Here is a 20,742-nt window from a genome sequence, read left to right as displayed (position 1 = left end):
ATGAACCCAAAGGAAAACTACCTGCATGAGTTCTTCAGGATTTTCTTCGCCAACAAGCAACTGGTGAAGCGCGTCTTCCTGACCTTTGCAGTCATCGCCCTGCTCCTGCCGCTGCTGCTCAAACAGAGCTTCGATATCACCGCGCAGGTCATCGTGCAGTCGAAAAAACTCTCTCAGGGTGACGCCACCACGTCGCTCACGGTGGACAACGCCACGTTCATTCCGCCGTCGCTGGCGGACATGGAAACCGAGAGCAACATCCTCCGCTCGCCAGCACTTATCCGTCAGACCATCAGCGAACTGCGCGACAACGGTGAATACAGCCCGCCACCCGGGGTGTTCGCCAAGTTGCTTGGCGAACCGTTCAAGCGCTACGTCTCGACACCGCTGCGCGAGTACGTCATCAACCCGCTGCGCAACGGGCTCGGCATGGAAACCGATCCGGTGCGTGACACCACCCTCGACGCCCTGACCCAGCAAGCCGTCGACAGCCTGAAAATCGAGACCCTGCCCGGCTCCAACGTGATCTCGATCACCTACAGCTTCCCGGATCCGCAGCAAGGCACGACGTTTGTCAGCGCCCTGCTGCAGAACTACCTGGTGAGCCGTCAGGCCCTGCAATCGATCGATTTGCCGCAGTCGTTCTACGAAACCAAAAAGCACCAGTATCAAGTGCGGCTCGATGGTCTGGAAGGTAACCGCCAAGCGCTGCTGGAAAATGTCGGCGCGGCGGATCCGAAGGAGGAAATCACCTTCCGCCTCAACGCCATCAACACTGAAGAACAGGCGCTGAACCTGTATCAGGATCGCCTGCTGCAAAGCCAGCGTTGGCTCGAGTATCTGAAAACCGCGCTGGCCGCCGCCAGCAGCAGCAAGCTCAACGACTACACCTTTCCCTACACCTTCACCACCACCGTCGACAACGTGGCGTTCGAGGATCGGGAAATCAAACAGATGGGCGAGCAACTGACCAGCCAGGTCAGCCGTTACATGAACGATCTGGCGGTATTCCAGCCCGGCAGCGAGCCGATGCTGTTGACTCGCGAACAGATCGCCCGCACCCGTCAGCAGTTTCTCAAAGTGGTGAGCAACCGCATCCAGGAACGCACCGCCGACCTGGCCGTGGTCAAGCAGGTGATCGAGCAGAAGACCGCGCGCATCGCCGAGTTCAAGAGCCGCATCCGTGACCTGCAGCAGACTCAGAGCAAACTGCGTCAGATGGACACCGAGATCGATGCGCTGCACGCAGCGTTTTCGACCTATGCCCAGCGCTTCGCCGAAAGCAGCACTACGCGCTCGCTCAACGATGACCTGTCCAACGCCCGGGTGCTCAGCCCACCGTTCGAACCGACCGAGGCGGCGTTCCCGAAACCGCTGCTGATCATTCCGTTCGGGCTGTTCACCGGCCTGCTGCTGGCGATCGCCTTCGTCTACGTTCGTGAATTCTTCGATCACCGCTTCAAGCATCCGGCGCAAATCAGCCATGAGCTGGGCCTGCCAGTGCTGTTGGTGCTCAACGAAGAAACGTCGCAGCCGGGCAATCCGCACAAGAACTGGACCATGCCGAGCCTGGTTCACTGGGTGCGCAATTGAACGCGGTGTCCACCCCAATCGTCGCCCTGCCGATCATTCATTTGCTCAGCAGCGGCGGCTTCTACGGGGCCGAGCGGATGTTGCTGGATCATTGCCTGGCCACGCCGGGGCAGCACCAAGTGCTGTTCCTCGACGCACCGCCTGAGCTGATCTCGCGCTTTCGTGAAGCCGGGGTGGACGCTCGCGCTTGTTCAGGGCTGGGCGAGCTGTTGCGGCACTTGCGTCAGCGCCGTGGCGACAAACCGTTGCTCAACACCCACAACTTCAAAGGGCTGTTGTTCGGCTGGGTCGGCGCCACGCTGTTGCGCCTGCCGCTGGTGATCACCCAGCACGGCTTCACCCCGCGCAGTCGCAAGCAGAAGTTCTACACCTGGCTGAGCCTGCAACTGTGCCGCACGGCGTCGGTGAAACGGGTGGTTTGCGTGGCACAAAGCATCGCCACGCTGCATCTGCAGGCCAGCGTGAGCGCGGAGAAGTTGCAGGTGATTCCCAACGGTTTGCCGGCAGCACCGGCAATGCAGCCGGTGGCGGAGCGGCAACGCTGGCTGGCCGGTTACGTCGGGCGGTTGAGCAGTGAAAAAGGCCCGGATCTGTTTCTCGATGCGCTGATTGCGTTGTGTCACCAGCATCCGCAACTGGACGCGGTGATGCTCGGCGACGGCCCGGAACGCGAGGCCTTGCAGGCGCGCATCGATGCTGCCGGGTTGCAGCAGCGGATTCGCCTGCCGGGCTACCAGACGGCGATGCAAGGCTGGTGGCAGCAACTCGATGCGCTGGTGATCAGCTCGCGCACCGAGGGCACGCCGATGATTCTGCTCGAAGCGATGCAGGCCGGCGTGCCGGTGGTGGCGTTCGCGGTCGGCGGCATTCCGGATGTCTTGCAGGATCGTCACAACGGCCTGCTCGCGGCGCCGACGGATACCGCCGCCCTCGCCCGCCAGCTCGACACCTTGCTGGCCGAACCGAAGCTGGCCGCGCAGTTGCGCGACAACGCCAGACGCACCCAACAGGAGCGCTACGACCTCAAGGCTTTGGCCGAACGCTGGTCGCAGCTGTACATCCAAACGGCACGGGAGACACGCGCATGATTTTCCCGCTCTCGATCGTCAGTCTGTTCGCCCTGGTCAGCCTCGGTTTGCTGGCCAGTCCCTGGCCGTATCTGGCACCGGGGGCGGTTATTGGTCTGGTCGGTTTCACCGTTCTGTACCGCAAGCCGACCTGGGGCCTGCTCGGCATTGCCGCGCTGGTGCCGTTCGAAGGGTTCTTCAAGGACAGCTCGGTGTCGGGCAGCAAGTTGCTCGGCGCCTCGCTGGCAGTGATCGTGATGCTGCAATTGGCGCTGCACCAGATTCCGTCGCAGCGCCTGCGCAGCAATCTGTGGCACTGCCTGATCGGCTTCATGGTTCTGTATTTTCTCAGCTTGCTCAATACCGATGACATGAGCATGTCGCTGGGGCACCTGCGCGAACTCAGCGTTGGTCTGGTGCTGTTTGTCATTACGTTGTTGATCGGCCGCGAACTGAACCTCGACCTGTTCGCCCGGCTGGTGACCCTCGCCGTCACCGCGACCTGCGCCATGGCGATGTTCTCGGCGAAGTTTCAGGATCAGGGCCGCGCCGCCGGCCTGCTCGAAGACCCCAACGCCTTCGCCATGCTGATCGCCTTCGCCATTCCTCTTGGACTGCTGCTGGTGATCCGCAGTCCGAACCTGCTGCACCGCTTGTTCTGGGGCGCTTGCTGCCTGCTGTTGCTCGGTGGCATGACCAAGACCGAATCGCGCTCAGGCCTGGTGGTATTGGCGTTGAGTCTGCTCATCGGCATCTGGCACTACCGCGCGCAACTGACCCACATCCGCCCACGGCACCTGGGTTTCGTCATGCTCGGTGCGGCCATCGTGATTCCGCTGGCGATCTACGCCATGCCGGCCGGTTACATGGCACGGATCCAGTCATTGAGCATCCTCAGCGCCGGCTCCAAGGCGCAGGACGAATCCCTCGGCCGCCGTGCTTCCTACATCGTCGTCGGCAGCCAGATGATCCGCGAGCACCCGGTGCTCGGCTCCGGCCCCGGGACCTTCCCGCTGCATTACGCGACCACCGGTTACGCCAAGGCGTTTTCCGCCAACCGCAAGATCGGCGACCTGTACCGCCGCGCCCACAACACCTATCTGGAAATCTTCAGCGAACTGGGCGTGCCCGCCGGGCTGTTCTTCGTCGGCATGCTCGGGCTCGGTCTGTACAACCTGATCCGCGCGCGGGCGGCGTGGATGCTGCGCGGTGACGGATATCGGGCTGACATGATGACCCACCTGGGGGTGAGCTTTCTGTCGCTGACCCTGTTCCTGATGTTCCTCAGCGCACCGAACCAGAAATACGTGTGGATCATGCTGGCGCTGACCAGCGTGCTGCGCATCAAGGCCGAGCAGGCGCCACTGACTACGGAGACGCAGGCATGAAGCGGATCAGCATCGTCATCCCGATGTACAACGAGGCGCGGCACATTGGCCGTACCCTGCTCGCTGCGCAGAAAGCCGCACACGCGGCCAATGTCGAGTGCGAGCTGATCGTGGTCGACAACGGCTCGACCGATCAGGGCCCGCAGATTGCCCGGCAGTTCGGCGCAACCGTGCTCAGTTTGCCGGGGCTGTTGATCGGCGCGCTGCGCAATCGCGGCACGGCGATCGCCAGCGGGGAATGGCTGGCCTTCATCGACGCCGACGTGGAAATGCCGGAAACCTGGTTGCAGCCCTTGTTCGACATCCAAGCCAGTGGCCAGGCCGATGTGTTCGGCTTGGATCTGCACACCCCGGCCGAAGCGCCATGGTTCGCCACGGCCTGGCAACGCCGCTCTTCGCAGCCCTCGCACCGCGTCAGCCACAGCGTCGATTGGCTGCCCAGTTCCAACCTGCTGATGCGTCGCGACTGGTTCGATAAGGTCGGCGGTTTCAACGAGACCCTGCGCACCGGCGAAGACAAGGAATTCACCCTGCGCCTGCACGAACAGGGCGCGCGTCTGCTGTCGGTCAATGACAAGGTCGCGCTGCACTGGGGTTACGAAATGAACTGGCGCGAATGGATGGGCAAGGAAATGTGGCGCCAGGGCAGCCATCTGCAACTGCTGCGCACCCATGGCATGAGCCTGCGCCTGCTGCGCTTTCCAATGCTGTCGTTGTTCGTCTGGCTGCTGGACTTTCTGGCGATTTCGGCGCTGCTCGACGGTTTTCCGCACCACGCAGCGCTAATGGTGACGCTGACCCTGATGCCGGGGCTGGTACTGAGCGTTCGCCAGAGTCTCAAGCACCGTGATCCGCTCCTGACCCTGCAACTGTGGGGCCTGCACTGGCTGCGCCTGCATCTGGCCGGCGCGGCGTTCATTTTGAGTCTGTGTCAGTGGAACGCAAGGAGGCCTGCCCGTGGCTGAGTTCATTTTCTGGATGTGCCTGTTGCTGCCGGTCTATGCCTACATCGGCTACCCGCTTTTGCTGACGATTCTCGCGCCGCTGTTTCCGGCGTGGCGACACACGCCGGCGCCGCCGCTGAACGTCAGCATCGTCATCGCCGCACACAACGAGGCGCGGCATATCGAGCACAAGTTGCGCACGCTGCTGGCGCAGGATTATCAACCGGCGACGCTGCAGATCATTCTCGCCAGCGACGGCTCGACCGATGACACCGTGGCCTGCGCGCACAAGGTGATTGATCCGCGCATCACCGTGCTCGACCTGCCGCGTCAAGGCAAAGCCGCCACGCTGAATGCCGGCGCGGCCCTGAGCAGCGGCGACATTCTGGTGTTCACCGATGCCGACAACCAATGGTCACGCGACACCCTCGGCCACTTGCTCGCGCCGCTGAGCGATCCACAGGTAGGCGCTTGCGCCGGGCACATGGTGATCCCGGTTACTGGTGGCGGCCTGAGCATCGGCGACAGCCTGTACCGGCATTACGAAGGCTGGCTGCGCCGGGTCGAGAACCGCACCGGCTGCATGGTCTCCGCTGACGGCGCCCTGCTCGCCCTGCGCCGCGAGTTGTTCCAGAACGTACCGGCCGAGGTCAACGACGATTTCTTCATCAGCACCTGCGCACCGGTGGCCGGCAAGCGCATCGTCTACGTGCCCGAAGCGCAGGTTATCGACCATGGCGTCGACGAGGCGGACAAACAGTTTCGCCGTCGTCAGCGTGTCACCGTCGGCGGCCTGCAAAGCCTGGCCCAGCGCCGCGAGCTGCTCAATCCGCTCAAGCATGGCCTGTATTCACTGGCGTTGATCAGCCACAAACTGATCCGCCGCCTCGCGCCGGTTCTTCTTCTGCCATTGCTGCTGAGCAATTGCTGGCTGTGGGACGAGCACGGCTTCTATCGCCTGAGCCTGATCGCGCAACTGTTCGGCTACAGCGTGGCAATTGCCGGCCTGCTGGATGCGCAACACCGCTTGCCGAAACCGTTCCGCCTCGCCGCGTTTCTGCTGGTCACCCTCGCCGGGATGAGTCTCGGCCTGTGGCAGTTCCTGCGCGGCCAGCGGTATGCCCAGTGGAATCCGGAACAGAACCGTTAAGAGGACCGAAGCCATGGCGATCAAACAACTGATAAAAAGCACCAGTGGCTGGCTCTACCTCAACTCGCCGGTGGGCCGTCAGCAGTTGCAGGGCGCGGGGGTGATTCTGATGTTGCATCGCGTGCTGTCCAACGACCGCGCCGCCGACCTGCCGCACCGCAATGAACTGTGCGTCGGACCGAAAGCGTTCGAGCATTTGCTGGTGTGGCTGCGCAAGCATTTCGATTGCGTGCCGCTGATGGAAATTCTCCAGCCCAACGCCCTGCGCAGCGAGCGCCCACGGGTGGCGCTGACCTTTGACGATGGCTGGCGTGACAACGCAGTCAACGCCTTCCCGTTGCTGCAGAAACACCAGGTGCCGGCGAGCATTTTTCTCTCCACCGATTTCATCGGCAGCCGCCAGCGCTTCTGGTGGGAAAGCCTCGGCGAAACCCTTTGGGGCAGCCATGGCGATAAAGCCCGCATGCACCTGATCGAATGCCTGCATGCGCGCAAGCATCCGCTGCCGGTGCTGCTTGATGACATCGATGTCGAGCGCCGCAGCCTGGCGCTGCTGCATTATCTGCAAGGGCTGAAAAGCCTGGCTCCGCAGGAACTGGAAGAGCTCACCGACGAATGCCCGAAGGACTCGCTGCCACAGGCACTGGATTGGCATCAGGTGCGGGCGATGGAAGCCTCCGGTCTGGTGCGGTTCGGCCCGCACGGCGCCAGCCACGCAATCCTCACCGGTCTCGATGATGCGCGCCTGAGCGAAGAAATCCGCCGCAGCCGCGACGCATTGAACAACGGCTGCAACCGACCTCTACCGGTGTATTGCTACCCCAACGGCGACAACGATGATCGCGTTCGCCAGCAGGTCGCGGACCACGATTACCCGTTTGCGCTGGGCACCGGCACCGGGATCTATCGCGGCGACGGCGATCCGCTGAACCTGCCGCGTTTTGGCGTCAGCCAGCGCACCGCGCGCCATCCGCAATTGCTGTCGTGGCGGATCTATCGGGGAGCGCGGCCATGAGCCGAGGCAACTACCTCAAGCATCTGGCGCTGAGCATGGGCACCAAGCTGGCGATGATCGCCTTGCGTTTGCTGCGCAACGTCTTGCTCGCGCGGATTCTCGGCCCCAGCGAACGCGGCCTGTTCGCCCTGCTCAGCACCCTGCCGGACCTGATCAGTGCGGCCACCAGCGGCGGTCTGAACTCGGCGGTCGGTTATCAGGCAGCGAAGCAGCGGCCGATGGGTTTGTTGCTCAGCCAGGTGCTGGTGTTCGGTTGTTTGCTGGCCGGTTTGCTGACTTTGCTGGTGGTGGCGCTGGTGCGCGAATTCGGCACGCAACTGGACATGACCATGCAACTGGGCCTGCTCGCCTGGCTGTTGCTGCTGGCGGTGCCGTTGACCGTGTTGAAAAGCGGCCTGCTGACTCTGCACAACGCCTCGGGTGGCGTGGTCGCATTCAACGTCTTGCGCCTGATCGAATCACTGGCGCCGCTGTTGCTGTTCGTCGCACTGTTCTGGATGTGGCAGAGCGCGGCGCTGGAGGCAGCGCTGATCAGTTGGCTCGCCGGAATCAGTCTGGTGGTGCTCGCCGGTTGGGTCTGGCTGAAGCGGGCGCAGCCATTGCAGCTGCAATGGGATCGCGCCAGCCAGAAGGAGCTGCTGCGCTACAGCGCGCGCAGCCATCCCGATCTGCTGTTCCAGCAAGTGATTCTGCGCTCCGATTACCTGTTCATCGGCGCCCTGCTCGGCAGCACCGCGCTGGGCCATTACGCCATGGCCAGCGCTGCTGCCGAATTGCTGCTGATCGTTCCCGAAGCGGTGACCACACCGCTGATGAAACGCCTGCTGCAACAGGATGAAGGCATGGACAAGGTCACTCCGCTGGCGCTGCGCCTGACCGCGACGGTGATGCTCGGCGCCTGCCTGAGTATGGCCGTGATCGGCGAATGGTTGATCGTCACGCTGTTTGGCGCTGCCTACCAGCCGGCGTACCCGGCGCTGCTGGCGTTGCTGCCGGGGCTGTTGGGTCTGTGCTACGCGAGCATTCTGCGCCTGGACTTGCTGGGCAAGAATCGCCCCGGCTCGGTGTCGTTGTTGATGGGCCTGGGCGCGCTGCTCAATCTGGCCCTGAACCTGGTGCTGATTCCGGCGTACGGCATCGTCGGCGCCGCCGCCGCCTCATCGATCGCTTATCTGGCGGTGACCGTGGCCATGCTGGTGCTGTATTGCCGTTTGAGCGCTGTGCCGTTCTGGCAAACCCTGATCATCCTGCCCCGCGACGTGCTGCCGATGTGGTCGATGCTGCAGAGGAAACCCGCATGAAAGGCTGGTACCTGCTGTTCGGTCTCGGCCTGTCGCTGGACGCTTTGGCGGCGTCGATGCGCTGGGGCGAGATTCGTGACGGCAGTCTGTTTCTGCAAACCGATCAGCCCGACAGCGTGACCGTGCGCTGGACCCCGGCGTGGCAAGCGGACGCCAACGAAGAGCAGCTGTACCTGCTCGACGGTCGCGGTAAATTGCTCGGCGAACGCTTGATCAAGGCCAGCGAAACCCGTGGCAGTCAGACCTGGCCGCTGCTGCCCGGCGCGGCGAGTTATCGACTGGAAATTCCCGGCTACAGCTTCCGCCACTACCGCATCGAACACGATGCGCGCACCGTCGCCCTGTTTGCCCCGGCCAAAGTGCACTTCAGTGCCGAAAGCAAAAATGGCGACGTGCTGTATTTCAAAGTTGCAGCCGGTGAGCGCGCAGTGCTCGCCGGCAAATTCCATGGCGGCGTCACCGCGTTGCAGGCGCAGCGGATCGGCGACCACCAGGCGCTGACTCTCGCACTGAAGCCTTATCGCGCCTATTGGCAGTTCGATCAGATTGCATTGCCAGTCAGCCCCCGCGAGCAGGTCTGGCGTCTGCAACTGCAAGGCAGCGGCAAAGCGGCGTTCTGGCTCGACGGCACAGCCAATCTGTTTGCGCAGAATCCGCAGCAACTGCAACCGCTGCGTGAAGAGGTCGCAGAGGTGCGGCTGGTACTGCATGACAAAGTCCTCGGACGCACGCCGGATCTTGGCATCGCTCTGCCTTACGTGATGCCGCCAGCGGCCAGCCACGCGCTGCTCGATGCGCTGAAGCCGACGGCGGCGAGCTATTACAGTTTTGTCGACGTCACGGCGCAGAATCCGCAGTTCGAGGACGCATTCCGCCGGGTGTACCAGCAGCGTTTCGGCATCCGCAACGACATCACCTTGTTGGCCGGCAGTCAGCGCCAGGCCGATCTGCGCGCCGACGTGCAGAGCAACAGCGGCCTCGACGCCTGGCTGGCGAGCACCCGCGCCCTCGGCGGCAACGGCACGCATTACATCGGATTTGCCGACGAACCCAATCTCAACTATTCCAGCTATGGGCAATATCAGGCGATTTTCACCAGCATGGCCCGTCAGGTGCGCAGCGACCCGGCGAATGCCCGCGCCGGTGTGCGCATCGCCATGCCGGCCAGCTCGCGACTGGTCAACGGCCCGTTCGCCGATAATGCGGCAGACAAGCGCGGAATCGATTGGGCACGGCGCCTGCTCAGCGAGTCAGCCGACCAGATCGATGCACTGGCCTGGCATGAATGGATGATTCGCGATCTGCTCGCCACCCGCGTCTACCGCGACAGTGTGCGGCGCGCCGCCGAACTGGTCGGCCTCGACGCCAATGGTCAGCCGCGCAAGGCCTTGCTGCTCGATCAGACCAACCTGTCCAGCGGCTCCAGCCTCAGCCCCTACGATCAGGAAACCCACTACACCTCGCTGTGGTGGGCGTCGGTGGTGATCAACGCCTCGCAGGACGGCTTACTGAGCATGCTCAACTGGTTTCAGGCCGCTGACGAACCGCAATACCCCAAAGGCATGTTGCGCATATTGGGCGAGGATCGCTTCGAGCTGAAACCGGTCGGTCTGGCCCAGCAATTCATCGCCCGCCACTGGCTGCGCCAAGTGCTGCAACTGGATAACGACGCCTTCGAGGTGGATGTGCTGGCGATGGCCGGCGACGAGCAGCGCACGTTGCTGGGAGTGAACAAAGGGACGCGCCTGCAACGCGTCGATCTGAGCGGCGCCAGGTGCCCGTTGAACCATGGCGCCCTGCGTTACTTCGGCGCCGACAATCGCAGCCGCGACGCACCGTTTGCCTGCGACAACGGGCGCCTGCGTTTTGAACTGCCGGGACAAACCCTGTTTGCCCTGAGCTGGAGCGCTTCATGAGCCGCCCTTCGATGCTCTGCCGCGCGGGCTTGATGCCGCGCGTGGCACCCTCATCAGGAGAAGAGACCATGGATGTTTTGCAAAAACTCAGCGGACATATTCGTCGTAAAGGCCTGCGAGCGACCTTGGGCAAGATCCGCAAACTGTACATTTTTTCCCATCAGCAACTGCTGTGGATGGAGCGCGACCTGGTCAGCCCGGTGCCGCCGCACCGCCTCAAACCCTATCCGCCACTGCGCGTGGTCAGGATTACGGCGGACAACGCCAGCGCTTTCGCGCGTTACTTTGGCGACCGTGTCGGCACGATGGCCGAGCTGGCCAAAGAGGGCCACACCGGGCACATGCATGTCGACGAGCAAGGCGATGCCGTAGCGTTTATCTGGGGTACGCCGCGGGATTATTTCGACCGGCATTACTACGGCTGCCGGTTCCCGGTGAAACCCGGTGAGTTCTTCGAGTTCGGTGGCGAACTGGCCCGGGCCTACTGGGGTACAGAGCTGTCGGTGGACCTGCAATTGCGTCTGTGGGAAGCCATGGCCGCCCAGGGCTGCCGCAAAGTGGTCGATGTCTGTGAGTCGACCAACATCCCGGCACTCAAGCTGCATCTGCGCATGAGCTATACCGAACAACGGCGGATCACAAATATCTACACGCTGTTCGGCCGCTGGCGCTTCTATCGCGAAACTCGCTACAGCGGTTCGCGCCTGGCGGCGCTGGGTAAAACTTCCCGTCCACCTGTCAACGCAACGGCGGCCTGAACCTATGGTGATGCGATTCGAATGGCGCACGTCCCTGTGCGCCGCCGACTTCCCGGCAACCGCGTATGAAACGCTGCGCCTGGGCGTGAGCGACCATACGCCGTTCAACAATCTCGGCTGGTTGTGCGCGGCCGAACAGGCTTTGGCCGAGGATCAGCGCCTGCACATTCTGCTCGGTTGGGAAGCCGCAGAACTGCGTCTGTGCCTGCCGCTGGTGGCCAGCCGCGAGCGCTTTGCCGGCGTGCCGTTTCGGGTCTTGCATCACTTGGGTTATCCGCTGGCCGATCGTCTGGCTTTGCTGTCGCTGCTCGGCGGCGAGGACATGCACGAGGCGCTGCTGCTGATTCGCCAGCGCCTGCCCCATGCACTGTTGCAACTCAATGAGCTGTCGGAACCTGCGGGTGAAGAAAGTGCCGTCACCGCATGGATGGCGCGCAGTTCCACTGCCGAACGGCGCCTGAGCTGCCGGGTGCCGGTGCATCTGATCAGCGAAGCCGACCATCAGGAAGTCTCCGGCGACCCGCGCTACAAACTGCGCCGGGCTCGCAAACGGATCGCCGCGTGCGGTGCGCAGATCCGCCGGATCACTCCAGATGCGCTGAGCATGGCTGCCTTGTTGCAGACCATCAGCGAAGTCGAGGCGGTGAGCTGGAAAGGCGATGAAGGCGTCGGTATTTTCGCCACACCGCGCAGCCGCCAATGGATCGAACGCGCCTTCACCGCCCTCGCCGGCCAAGGCCTGGTACGCGTGGTGATGCTCGAGCTGAACGGCCGCTGCATCAGCTATCGCCTCGGCCTGCTCGAACAGGGCCGGCTCTACGATTACAACCTCGCCTTCCTGCCGCAGTACGCCGACTTGGGCAGTGGCCGGGTGTTGCTGGAGGAATGGATTCGCTGGGGCCTGGATGAGCACTGGCACTGGATCGATGCCTCGCGGGTCAGCCTGGAAAACTCCAGCCATCAACTGCACGAACGCATGACCGGGCAGCTGGAACACTGGCGCTGGAGTTTCTATTCGTGGCGCCCAAGTGGGCTGGCATTGGGTCTGGCGCTGCGCATCTGGTATCGCTGCAAGCCCGCCGTGCAGCAGTGGCGGGCCCGCCGTGCAAACAAAAAACCTGCAGCGCTGGTGCAACCTGTCGCAATCACTCCGGAGGGCGGCCATGCCTCGCCAAGTCATAGTCAACGCTGATGACTTCGGTCTCAGCGCCAACGAAAACGCAGTGATCTTCGCTGCCTTCCAGGCCGGCCTGATCAGCTCGGCCACGGCCATGGCCAACATGCCGGCGTTTGAAGCTGCCTGCACCATGGCCCGCCATCCGACGCTGCAAGGGCGGATCGGTCTGCACTTCAACCTGACCTACGGGCGCCCGCTGAGCCAGGCGATCCTGGGGCGGCGGACCTTCTGCGATGGCAACGGCGTGTTCGACCTCAACCTGCCCCGCCACAGCCTGTGGCTGGGTCGCGCAGACCGTGACGCGGTGCGCGCCGAGTTGCAGGCGCAATGGCAACGCTGCGTCGATCACGACATGCGCCCGAGCCATATCGACTCGCACCAGCACGTACACAACATCTGGCCGATCGGCGAAATCGTCGCGAAGTTTGCCGCCGAGCAAGGCGTACCGATCCGGCTGGCGCGCAACCTCGGGCTCAACCTCACGCTGCCCAAGCGCCTATTCAAGGGTTTGCTCAATGGCCGTTTGCAGAGCCTGGCGCGGGTCACCGCCGACTACGTCTGCACCCCGGTGGACCTGCGCAATGCCAGCGTCCCCAGCGACGGCGTGCTGGAAATCGTCGCCCACCCGACCCGCCTCGGCGTCGATTTCGGTGATGCCTATCTCGACTCCGGCGAGTCGTTGAGCGAGGTACTCGAACAGGGTTTGAGGGGCGTCGCGCGAGTCTCGTATGCCGACCTCAACCGAGAAGAAACACAGGGTGCCACGGCGCTCGAATGAATCACCGCTGTAACGACATTCACCACAACATCCGGGCCAAGACCCTGGAGGGGCATCATGAGCATCATCACCAAAGTGCAAGATCGCATCAGACACAAAGGCCTGAGCCGCACCGTCGGGACGTTGTGGAAACGCTACGTGTTCTTCCACTGGGAACTGCTGTGGATGGAGCGCGACCTGGTCAGCCCGGTGCCGCCGCACAAACTGCGCCCGTATGAAGGCCTGCGCAAAGTCGACATCACCCCGGAGAACGCCGTGGCGTTCAGCAAACACTTCGGCGACCGAGTCGGCACCATGGCCGAACTGGCTGCCGAGGGCCACACCGGGCACATGTACCTGGACGCCGATGGCCACGCCGTGGGCTTTATCTGGGGCAGCATTCGCGACTACCACGACCGCCACTATTACGGCTGCACTTTCCCGGTCAAACCCGGCGAGTTCTTCGAATTCGGCGGCGAAATGATCCGCGCCTACTTCGGCAGCAGCCTGTCGGTGGACGTGCAGGTTGCACTTTGGCAAGCGATGGCGGCGCAGGGTTGCACCAAGGTCGTCGACGTCTGTGAAACCCATAACATCCCGGCGCTGAAACTGCATATCCGTATGGGCTATCAGGAACAGGGCCGGGTGACCCACGTCTACTGCCTGTTCGGCCGCTGGAAATTCTTCCGCGAAACCCGCTATGAAGGCTCACGCCTGGATCCGCTGCGCAAACCGGGTCGGCCGGTGGTAAGTGCCGCAGCGCAGGCTTGATGCGGTCGTGTGAAATGTGGCGGTCGCAACGCCGCCATCGCGAGCAGGCTCGCTCCCACATTGGAATGCGTTTCCCTGTGGAGCGAGCCTGCTCGCGAAGAGGCCAGTAGCTGCACCCGCAGCTCTCACAAGCGATTGGCTGGTTGCCTACAAACTGTGACGACACTTCCAACATTCGGAAAAGACTTGGCCGACTGTTTATCTGTATCCACTTGGATAGAGTCAAGCACGACATCGGGCGCGACAAATCCTCACAAAGCGCAGACATCCGACGCGCACAAAAAATGGCAAAGGAGGTTTAACCATGAGCCAGACTTTGACGAATTTCGACATGGTCGCGCTGCTGGACAGTGATGAAGCCATCAGTGAGTACCTGTCACAGGTGCTTGCAGACGGAGACAGCGAAGAATTCCTTCGCGCAATCGGCTACGTGTTAAAGGCGCGAGGAATGACGCAGATCGCCAAGGATTCAGGCATGGGTCGTGAAAGTTTGTACAAGGCTTTTGCTCCCGGAGCGAAGCCGCGCTTTGACACAGTGTTGAAGGTGATTCATGCGTTGGGCATTGATCTTTATGCGCAGCCGGGGCACGTACTCAATCGCGCCGTTACCTGAATTTTGTAGCGGTCGCAAGGCCGCCATCGCGAGCAGGCTCGCTCCCACATTGGGATGCGTTTCCCTGTGGGAGCGAGCCTGCTCGCGAAGAGGCCAGCCGTCGCAAAAAAGGTTCTCAGGCCTTGCTCACCACCAGGCTAAAGCACATCGGCAACTGCGCCTGCTGGTTCAGGTAGCAGTCATACACCTCTTCCCGGTTCGAATGCGCATATTCCTGAAAATCAACGATGCTCAGCCCCGCTCCAATGGCGCCGCTGAAGATCGCGCCCAGCGTATGCACGTACCAGTACGACTTTGCCGCCGGCTGCTCGACTTTACCTACGTAAACGATCGGCTCTTGCTGCACAAACGGCTCGGCACGGAAATACGAGCTGGCGAGGCGGTAGGGATCTTCAGCCTGCGGATCAACCATTTCCAGAAAAGGATGGGTTTCGTAGATCACCAGTTTGCCGCCCGGCTTCAGCACCTGCGCGACATGATGGAAGAATTCGCCGATGTCAGGCATCCAGTTGAGTACACCAATGGTAATCAGGGCTACGTCGAAGCGGTTATGCAGCGATGCGGGCAGATGGTGGATGTCGCTCTCGACGAATTCGGCAGTATGCGGCGAGCGGCTGTTGAGCTCGCGGGCCTGCTCAAGAAACGCTGCGGATTGATCGACGCCGACGACACTGCGGGCACCCAGCGCAAACAGTGACAGACTCTCCCGACCGTTATTGCAGCCCAGTTGAATCACGTCTTTGCCGTCGACGTCCAGCAAGCCGCGCGAGGTGTCATCAAGGCAGCAAAACTCCGCCTGCGCGACATCGTTGAGCAATGCCTGCCAGTCCGGCGAATCCTGATGATGACGGGCAGAATCGTTCCACGCCTGTCGATTGCTTTCGATGGCGGTTTTGGGGTTGGGCACTTCCATGGCGCTACTCCGGGTGAGACTCGTGATTGAGCGGCGTGAGTCTAGAACAGACCCGGGGTGGCGGTTGTTCCAATGTTGTAATCACACTGCGCAGTCCTCTTCAGCGAGTCCTACAGAAAAAGGAAGGAACTCGGGAAACCCCAACCGTTTTCCTACATCTTCCGTCGGTTGGCCGTCGGAAGCGCTCAGGCTAGGATTTGACGAACTACAAGTACTCATGGAGCTCGACCCAGATGCAGTTCATCCAGACAACGACGACAGCAATCCCTGTACCGAATAGACTGCCAGGCATTGATCCCGGAGGCACTATGGACGGCAAAATCTTTCCCGACGATTCAGGGTTTGAAAACGACGAGCAGGCTGCCAGTCATGATCGCTGGTTGCGAGCCAAGGTGCAGGCGTCCAGAGATGATCCCCATCCGAGTCTCCCCCATGAGGACGTGATGGCGGACATGCATGCCTTGATCGAATCCATGCGAAAAAAGGCCGATGCAGATTGAGTGGCGGCCCGAAGCCAAGGCCGATCTTTCGAATATCCTCAGATACATTGGCGAGAGAAACTTTGCAGCCGCAGTGAGTCTCTCGAAATCCATCGAAGAATCCACAACCTCACTCTCCGTTCATCCCCATCTCTACCGTAAAGGTCGATCTCCCGGCACCCGGGAAATCGTTGTACAGCCTAACTACGTAGTGATTTATGAGGTGACGGATCGAATCGAGATACTTAGCGTTTTGCATACCCGACAGGAATATCCATAAAGACATAGCAGGAAAAAACGGTGTGACGTTCGCCCGATCGATAACACGCCGTTTGTTTGCCCAGTAGGCACCACTATCAAAGATTCACATGACTCTGGTTAAGCCGCTCACGCAAAAACTCCACCAGCGCCTGCACCGGCCGCGAAGCCTGGCGATGCTGCGGATAAACCGCCGACAGGGTCAGTGGCTCCGGGCGTAAATCATCCAGCACTGGCACCAGCCGCCCGTCCTTCAACGCCGCGCCGACGATGAAGGTTGGCAGATAAGTAATTCCCATCCCCTGCACCGCGGCGTCCCGCAGCAGTTCGCCGTTGTTGACGCGCATGCGCCCGGTGACGTTGATCAGCAGCGGTTTGCCCGGAGCTTCGTTGAAGCGCCATTGCACCGAGCGACCGTGGCCGTAAGGCAGGCAATCGTGGCTGTGCAGGTCTTCGGGTCTGAGTGGTGTGCCGCGTTCGGCGAGGTAGGCCGGGCTGGCACAGTAGACCCGTTCGATGCTGGCGATGCGCCGGGCGATCAGTGTCGAGTCTTCCAGCACGCCGATGCGCAGGGCCAGGTCGTAGCCCTCGCCGAGCAGGTCGACCGGGCGATCGCTCAAGTCGACCTCCACGGTGACCTCGCGGTAACGCTGCAAGAATAACGGCAACAGACAACCCAGATGCGCCACGGCAAACGACAGCGGCGCGCTCAGACGAATCGTGCCGCGCGGCTCGGCGGTTTCGCCGGCGATGCCCTGCTCGACCTGCTCTACCTCGCCGAGCAAACGTAGCGCCGATTCGTAATAGCTCTGCCCCAGCGGCGTGACGTCGAGGCGGCGGGTCGAGCGATTCAACAAGCGCACACCAAGTCGCTCTTCCAGTTGCATCAAACGGCGGCTGACGAATTGCTTGGACAGGCCCAACTGATCGGCCGCAGCGGTGAAGCTGCCGGAGTCCATGACCTGGCAAAAAATACGCATGTCTTCGAACGGGTTCATTGTCACTCTCTGGTGGACAGTTAAACGCTTTATAGCCGCTTTTTCGCTTTTCAGCAGCCCATTAATCTTTGCTCACGGTTTGAAAACAACCCTGAACACGTCCCCGGCTGCATTCCCACGCAGAGCGTGGGAACGATCAGATCGCAGCCTTCGCCAGCTCCTACATCACACATTCAAAAATGGAATTGAACATGAGCATCAAGAAAACCCTCGCCGCGTCCCTCCTCGCCCTCTCCGTCAGCAGCGCTTTCGCCGCTGGCAGCCCTGGCGTCGAACACAACACCCAAGCGTTCCTCGATGCCCTCGCCGCTGGCGGTGGTCGTCCGCTGGAGCAACTGAGCCCGAAAGACGCCCGTGCGGTGCTGACCGGTGCGCAGGCTTCGGTGAAGGTTGATCTGTCCGGTGTGGAAGTCAGCGACAAGGCGATCAAGGTCGATGGCCAGACCCTCAACCTGAAAGTGGTGCGCCCGGCCAAGGTCAAAGGCGAGTTGCCGGTGTTCATGTTCTTCCACGGGGGCGGCTGGGTGCTGGGCGATTTCCCGACGCACCAGCGCCTGATTCGTGATCTGGTGGTCGGCTCGGGCGCTGTTGCGGTGTATGTCGATTACACGCCATCGCCGGAAGCGCAGTACCCGACCGCGATCAACCAGGCGTACGCCGCGACGAAATGGGTGGCCGAGCACGGCAAGGACATCGGTGTCGATGGCAAGCGTCTGGCGGTGGCCGGCAACAGCGTCGGCGGCAACATGGCAGCGGTCGTGGCGTTGATGGCCAAGGAGCAGAAAACCCCTGCCCTGCGCTTCCAGCTGTTGATGTGGCCGGTAACCAATGCGCAGTTCGACGACGGTTCGTACCAGCAATTTGCCGAGGGCCATTTCCTCACCAAGGGCATGATGCAGTGGTTCTGGGACAACTACACCACCAACCCGGCCGAGCGTGCGCAGATCCATGCCTCGCCGCTCAAAGCCAGCGCCGAACAGCTCAAGGGCCTGCCCGCTGCGCTGGTGCAGACCGCCGAGTTCGACGTGCTGCGTGACGAAGGCGAAGGCTATGCGCGGCATCTGGATGCAGCCGGCGTGCCGGTGACCTCGGTGCGCTACAACGGGATGATTCATGACTTTGGCCTGCTCAATCCGCTGAGCCAGATTCCGGAAGTCAAAGCAGCGGTGCGTCAAGCGGCGGCCGAGTTGAAGACTCATCTGAATCCATAAAAGCGAAAGATCGCAGCCTGCGGCAGCGCCTACCCTGGAATACGATTCCCTGTAGGAACTGCCGCAGGCTGCGATCTTTTTTCTCACCAGCGTCGCGGAGTACCGGTCATGACTCTTTTCTACGCCCACCTGCTGTCCTGGAGCGCCGTCCTGCTCCTGCTCGACGCCGCACTCTGGCACTTCTCGCCCTTCAGCCACCGCGCGCCGCGAGTCGGCGTGCGTCTGGCGCTGTTTCTGGCGTTCAGCGCGCTGGTGATCAATGCGGGTGTCAGCCCGTTGCAGGCTCCGCTGTTCGCCGATGATCGCGTGGCGCAGCTGGGTGCGACGGCGCTGGGGATTCTCTGGTGGTTGTACGCAGCACGGGTGCTGACCGAAGTGATCGGCCTGGCGCTGATGCGCCGCATCGGTCACAGCGGACGCTTGTTGCAGGATGTCATCGGCGCGCTGGTGTTTCTGGTCGCCATTGTTGCGGCAGCCGGTTACGTGCTGGAGCTGCCAGTCAAAGGTCTGCTGGCCACTTCCGGGGTAGTCGCCATCGTGGTCGGTCTGGCGCTGCAAAGCACCCTCGCCGACGTGTTTTCCGGCATCGTCCTCAACACCACCAAGCCGTATCAAGTGGACGATCTGGTGATGATCGACGGCGTCGAAGGCAAGGTCTTCGATATCGACTGGCGCGCCACGCACCTGCTGACCAGCGCCGGCACCATGGCCGTCGTACCGAACTCGGTGGCGGCCAAGGCAAAGATCGTCAACCTCAGCCGGCCGAACAACATGCACGGCGTCTCGATCAGTATCAAGGTGCCGAACCACATTCGTCCGCGTCGGGTATTGGATGCCCTTGATCGCACCTTGCAGGGCAGCAGTTCTCTGCTGCTCAGCCCGGCGCCGAAAGCCGTACTCAAAGAGGCCGGCGAAACCATGTCGGAATACGTTGCCAGCGGTTTCATCGCTGAGCTGGGCAAGAAGAGCGAAGTGCGCAATCAGCTGTTCGACCTCGCCCACCGCCATCTCGAAGCGGCGGGTATTTCCCGGCATCCCGACGGCGTGATCGAACCGTCGAGCCGCGCTCGTGCGTTGCTGGACGAGGTGAAGATTTTCCGTTCGCTGAGCAGTGAAGAACGCGATCGCCTCGCTGAGTCGATGGTCGCGCAGCAGTACACGGCCGGTCAGGTGGTGCTGGATCTGGACGAGGTGCCGGACAGTCTGTTCGTGATCGCCACGGGCGTGGTCAGCGCGACGGTGCCGGACGGCAATGGCCAGACCGAGGCCGGGCGCATGGGGCCGAGCGAAGTCATGGGTGAGCAGAGCATTCTTGCCGATACACCGTCGCAGGCGACGTTCACAGCGCTGACGTCGAGCATCATCTATCGTCTCGACAAACAGTTGACCCGTGAGTGCATGGACAAGCGCAGCGAAGTCGGCCGGGCCTTGAACAAGTTGCAGGCGGTGCGTCAGCAGAACAGTCGCCTCGCGTTGATGGCCAAACCGGTGGCGGTGAAAAAAGTTGGTTTCTTGGGTTGGTTGCAAAAACGCTGATCTGAAACTTTGAAGATCAAAAGCTCCCCCCCTCACCCCAGCCCTCTCCCCCTAAGGGGGCGAGGGTGAAAGGGAGCCGATCTCCATGCGTTTCAAGAGCGGAGCTCGGCTCGGTATTGCAGGTCGATGCAACTCTAGCAAACAACGCTGTCAGTCCCCTCTCCCTCCGGGAGAGGGCTAGGGTGAGGGGCTTTTGACTTTCGACCAGATTACTTGGCAGTGAACTTGGTGTAGCTGTTGATCAGGTTGCGATAGTTAGGCAGACGCTCGGACAGCAGATGCGCCAGACCTTCCATGTCGTTGCGCCAGTCGCCCTGCAGCTCGCAGGCCACAGCGAACCAGTTCATCAGATGTGCACCGGCGGCGGACATCCGCGCCCACGCTGCTTGTTGCACGGTGGTGTTGAAGGTACCCGACGAGTCGGTGACGACGAACACTTCGAAGCCTTCAGCGATCGCCGACAGGGTCGGGAAAGCTACGCAAACGTCGGTCACGACACCGGCGATGATCAGTTGCTTGCGGCCGGTGGCCTTGATCGCTTTGACGAAGTCTTCGTTGTCCCAGGCGTTGATCTGGCCTGGACGCTGAATGAACGGCGCGTCTGGGAATTGCTCGAGCAGCTCAGGCACGATCGGGCCGTTTGGACCTGCGTCGAAGCTGGTGGTCAGAATGGTCGGCAGCTTGAAGAACTTGGCGATGTCGCCCAGTGCCAGCACGTTGTTCTTGAACTCGTTCGGCGAGAAATCCTGCACCAGCGAGATCAGACCGGTCTGGTGGTCGACCAGCAGGACGACGGCATCATCTTTGTTCAGACGCTTGTAAGGAACGCTCATGGCAAAACTCCTGGATGGATGGTTGTTACGGGAAGCGCCGGCCCTGATGACCGGCGCTTTTTTC

General features: G+C 61.9%; 20 protein-coding genes. 17 read left to right on the top strand and 3 right to left on the bottom strand.

What is annotated here, in order from left to right; genetic code table 11:
• The 13 genes from D8U71_RS00215 (at position 1) to D8U71_RS00155 (ending at position 14,450) form a co-directional block, all read left to right on the top strand.
• Positions 1 to 1,593 carry a Wzz/FepE/Etk N-terminal domain-containing protein gene (locus tag D8U71_RS00215; RefSeq protein WP_130886914.1) on the top strand — a complete coding sequence of 531 codons (1,593 nt, stop codon included), beginning with the start codon at positions 1 to 3 and terminating at the stop codon, positions 1,591 to 1,593.
• Positions 1,590 to 2,681, top strand: coding sequence for a glycosyltransferase family 4 protein (locus D8U71_RS00210; protein ID WP_130886913.1), 1,092 nt, complete (start codon positions 1,590 to 1,592; stop codon positions 2,679 to 2,681). Before D8U71_RS00215 ends, D8U71_RS00210 begins: the two co-directional genes overlap by 4 nt.
• On the top strand, positions 2,678 to 4,048 hold the full coding sequence (locus D8U71_RS00205; RefSeq protein WP_130886912.1) for an O-antigen ligase family protein: 1,371 nt from the start codon (positions 2,678 to 2,680) through the stop codon (positions 4,046 to 4,048). The genes D8U71_RS00210 and D8U71_RS00205 overlap by 4 nt, the downstream gene beginning before the upstream one ends.
• Entirely contained in the window at positions 4,045 to 5,013 is a 969-nt protein-coding gene (locus D8U71_RS00200; RefSeq protein WP_130886911.1) for a glycosyltransferase, read from the top strand. Before D8U71_RS00205 ends, D8U71_RS00200 begins: the two co-directional genes overlap by 4 nt.
• Complete coding sequence (locus D8U71_RS00195; protein WP_122700568.1) at positions 5,006 to 6,142, top strand: glycosyltransferase family 2 protein; 1,137 nt, start codon at positions 5,006 to 5,008, stop codon at positions 6,140 to 6,142. Before D8U71_RS00200 ends, D8U71_RS00195 begins: the two co-directional genes overlap by 8 nt.
• A gap of 13 nt (positions 6,143 to 6,155) precedes the next feature.
• Complete coding sequence (locus D8U71_RS00190) at positions 6,156 to 7,157, top strand: polysaccharide deacetylase family protein (protein WP_041478593.1); 1,002 nt, start codon at positions 6,156 to 6,158, stop codon at positions 7,155 to 7,157.
• Complete coding sequence (locus D8U71_RS00185) at positions 7,154 to 8,458, top strand: oligosaccharide flippase family protein (protein WP_125926656.1); 1,305 nt, start codon at positions 7,154 to 7,156, stop codon at positions 8,456 to 8,458. Before D8U71_RS00190 ends, D8U71_RS00185 begins: the two co-directional genes overlap by 4 nt.
• Entirely contained in the window at positions 8,455 to 10,374 is a 1,920-nt protein-coding gene (locus D8U71_RS00180; RefSeq protein ID WP_130886910.1) for a hypothetical protein, read from the top strand. Before D8U71_RS00185 ends, D8U71_RS00180 begins: the two co-directional genes overlap by 4 nt.
• Before the next feature lie 68 nt (positions 10,375 to 10,442).
• A complete protein-coding gene (locus D8U71_RS00175; RefSeq protein WP_125926658.1) occupies positions 10,443 to 11,132 on the top strand; it encodes an N-acetyltransferase in 690 nt (229 codons plus the stop codon).
• Positions 11,133 to 11,136: 4 nt separating this feature from the next.
• The gene (locus D8U71_RS00170) at positions 11,137 to 12,324 is read left to right on the top strand and encodes a GNAT family N-acetyltransferase (protein WP_122700565.1); all 1,188 of its coding nucleotides are present in this window, start codon (positions 11,137 to 11,139) and stop codon (positions 12,322 to 12,324) included.
• Positions 12,296 to 13,087 (top strand): ChbG/HpnK family deacetylase, encoded by a 792-nt coding sequence (locus D8U71_RS00165; RefSeq protein ID WP_125926659.1) that lies wholly within the window; start codon positions 12,296 to 12,298, stop codon positions 13,085 to 13,087. The genes D8U71_RS00170 and D8U71_RS00165 overlap by 29 nt, the downstream gene beginning before the upstream one ends.
• Before the next feature lie 57 nt (positions 13,088 to 13,144).
• Positions 13,145 to 13,837 carry an N-acetyltransferase gene (locus D8U71_RS00160; protein WP_122700563.1) on the top strand — a complete coding sequence of 231 codons (693 nt, stop codon included), beginning with the start codon at positions 13,145 to 13,147 and terminating at the stop codon, positions 13,835 to 13,837.
• Positions 13,838 to 14,141: 304 nt separating this feature from the next.
• Positions 14,142 to 14,450, top strand: coding sequence for an addiction module antidote protein (locus D8U71_RS00155; protein ID WP_071171759.1), 309 nt, complete (start codon positions 14,142 to 14,144; stop codon positions 14,448 to 14,450).
• Positions 14,451 to 14,565: 115 nt separating this feature from the next.
• Here the strand turns inward: D8U71_RS00155 and D8U71_RS00150 are convergent, their stop codons facing one another.
• Entirely contained in the window at positions 14,566 to 15,363 is a 798-nt protein-coding gene (locus tag D8U71_RS00150; RefSeq protein WP_130886909.1) for a class I SAM-dependent methyltransferase, read from the bottom strand.
• A gap of 308 nt (positions 15,364 to 15,671) precedes the next feature.
• Here D8U71_RS00150 and D8U71_RS00145 point away from each other — a divergent pair, with 308 nt between their 5' ends.
• Entirely contained in the window at positions 15,672 to 15,863 is a 192-nt protein-coding gene (locus D8U71_RS00145; protein WP_038862015.1) for a hypothetical protein, read from the top strand.
• A complete protein-coding gene (locus tag D8U71_RS00140; protein WP_130886908.1) occupies positions 15,853 to 16,122 on the top strand; it encodes a type II toxin-antitoxin system RelE/ParE family toxin in 270 nt (89 codons plus the stop codon). The genes D8U71_RS00145 and D8U71_RS00140 overlap by 11 nt, the downstream gene beginning before the upstream one ends.
• Positions 16,123 to 16,198: 76 nt before the next feature.
• On the opposite strand, the gene D8U71_RS00135 is transcribed toward D8U71_RS00140, so the two are convergent.
• Complete coding sequence (locus tag D8U71_RS00135; protein WP_130886907.1) at positions 16,199 to 17,098, bottom strand: LysR family transcriptional regulator; 900 nt, start codon at positions 17,096 to 17,098, stop codon at positions 16,199 to 16,201.
• A 191-nt stretch (positions 17,099 to 17,289) separates the two neighbouring features.
• Here D8U71_RS00135 and D8U71_RS00130 point away from each other — a divergent pair, with 191 nt between their 5' ends.
• Positions 17,290 to 18,309: an alpha/beta hydrolase gene (locus D8U71_RS00130; RefSeq protein WP_122707088.1), complete on the top strand. Its 1,020-nt coding sequence runs from the start codon at positions 17,290 to 17,292 to the stop codon at positions 18,307 to 18,309.
• A 108-nt stretch (positions 18,310 to 18,417) separates the two neighbouring features.
• Positions 18,418 to 19,845 carry a mechanosensitive ion channel family protein gene (locus D8U71_RS00125; RefSeq protein ID WP_130886906.1) on the top strand — a complete coding sequence of 476 codons (1,428 nt, stop codon included), beginning with the start codon at positions 18,418 to 18,420 and terminating at the stop codon, positions 19,843 to 19,845.
• Positions 19,846 to 20,054: 209 nt separating this feature from the next.
• Here D8U71_RS00125 and ycaC read toward each other — a convergent pair whose 3' ends face one another.
• The gene (gene ycaC / locus D8U71_RS00120; RefSeq protein ID WP_016774080.1) at positions 20,055 to 20,678 is read right to left on the bottom strand and encodes an isochorismate family cysteine hydrolase YcaC; all 624 of its coding nucleotides are present in this window, start codon (positions 20,676 to 20,678) and stop codon (positions 20,055 to 20,057) included.
• Positions 20,679 to 20,742: the final 64 nt, after the last annotated feature.

This window comes from Pseudomonas sp. Sample_21, assembly GCF_004307525.1.
Classification (GTDB): domain Bacteria; phylum Pseudomonadota; class Gammaproteobacteria; order Pseudomonadales; family Pseudomonadaceae; genus Aquipseudomonas; species Aquipseudomonas atacamensis.
This window is presented reverse-complemented; position numbering and strand designations above follow the sequence as displayed.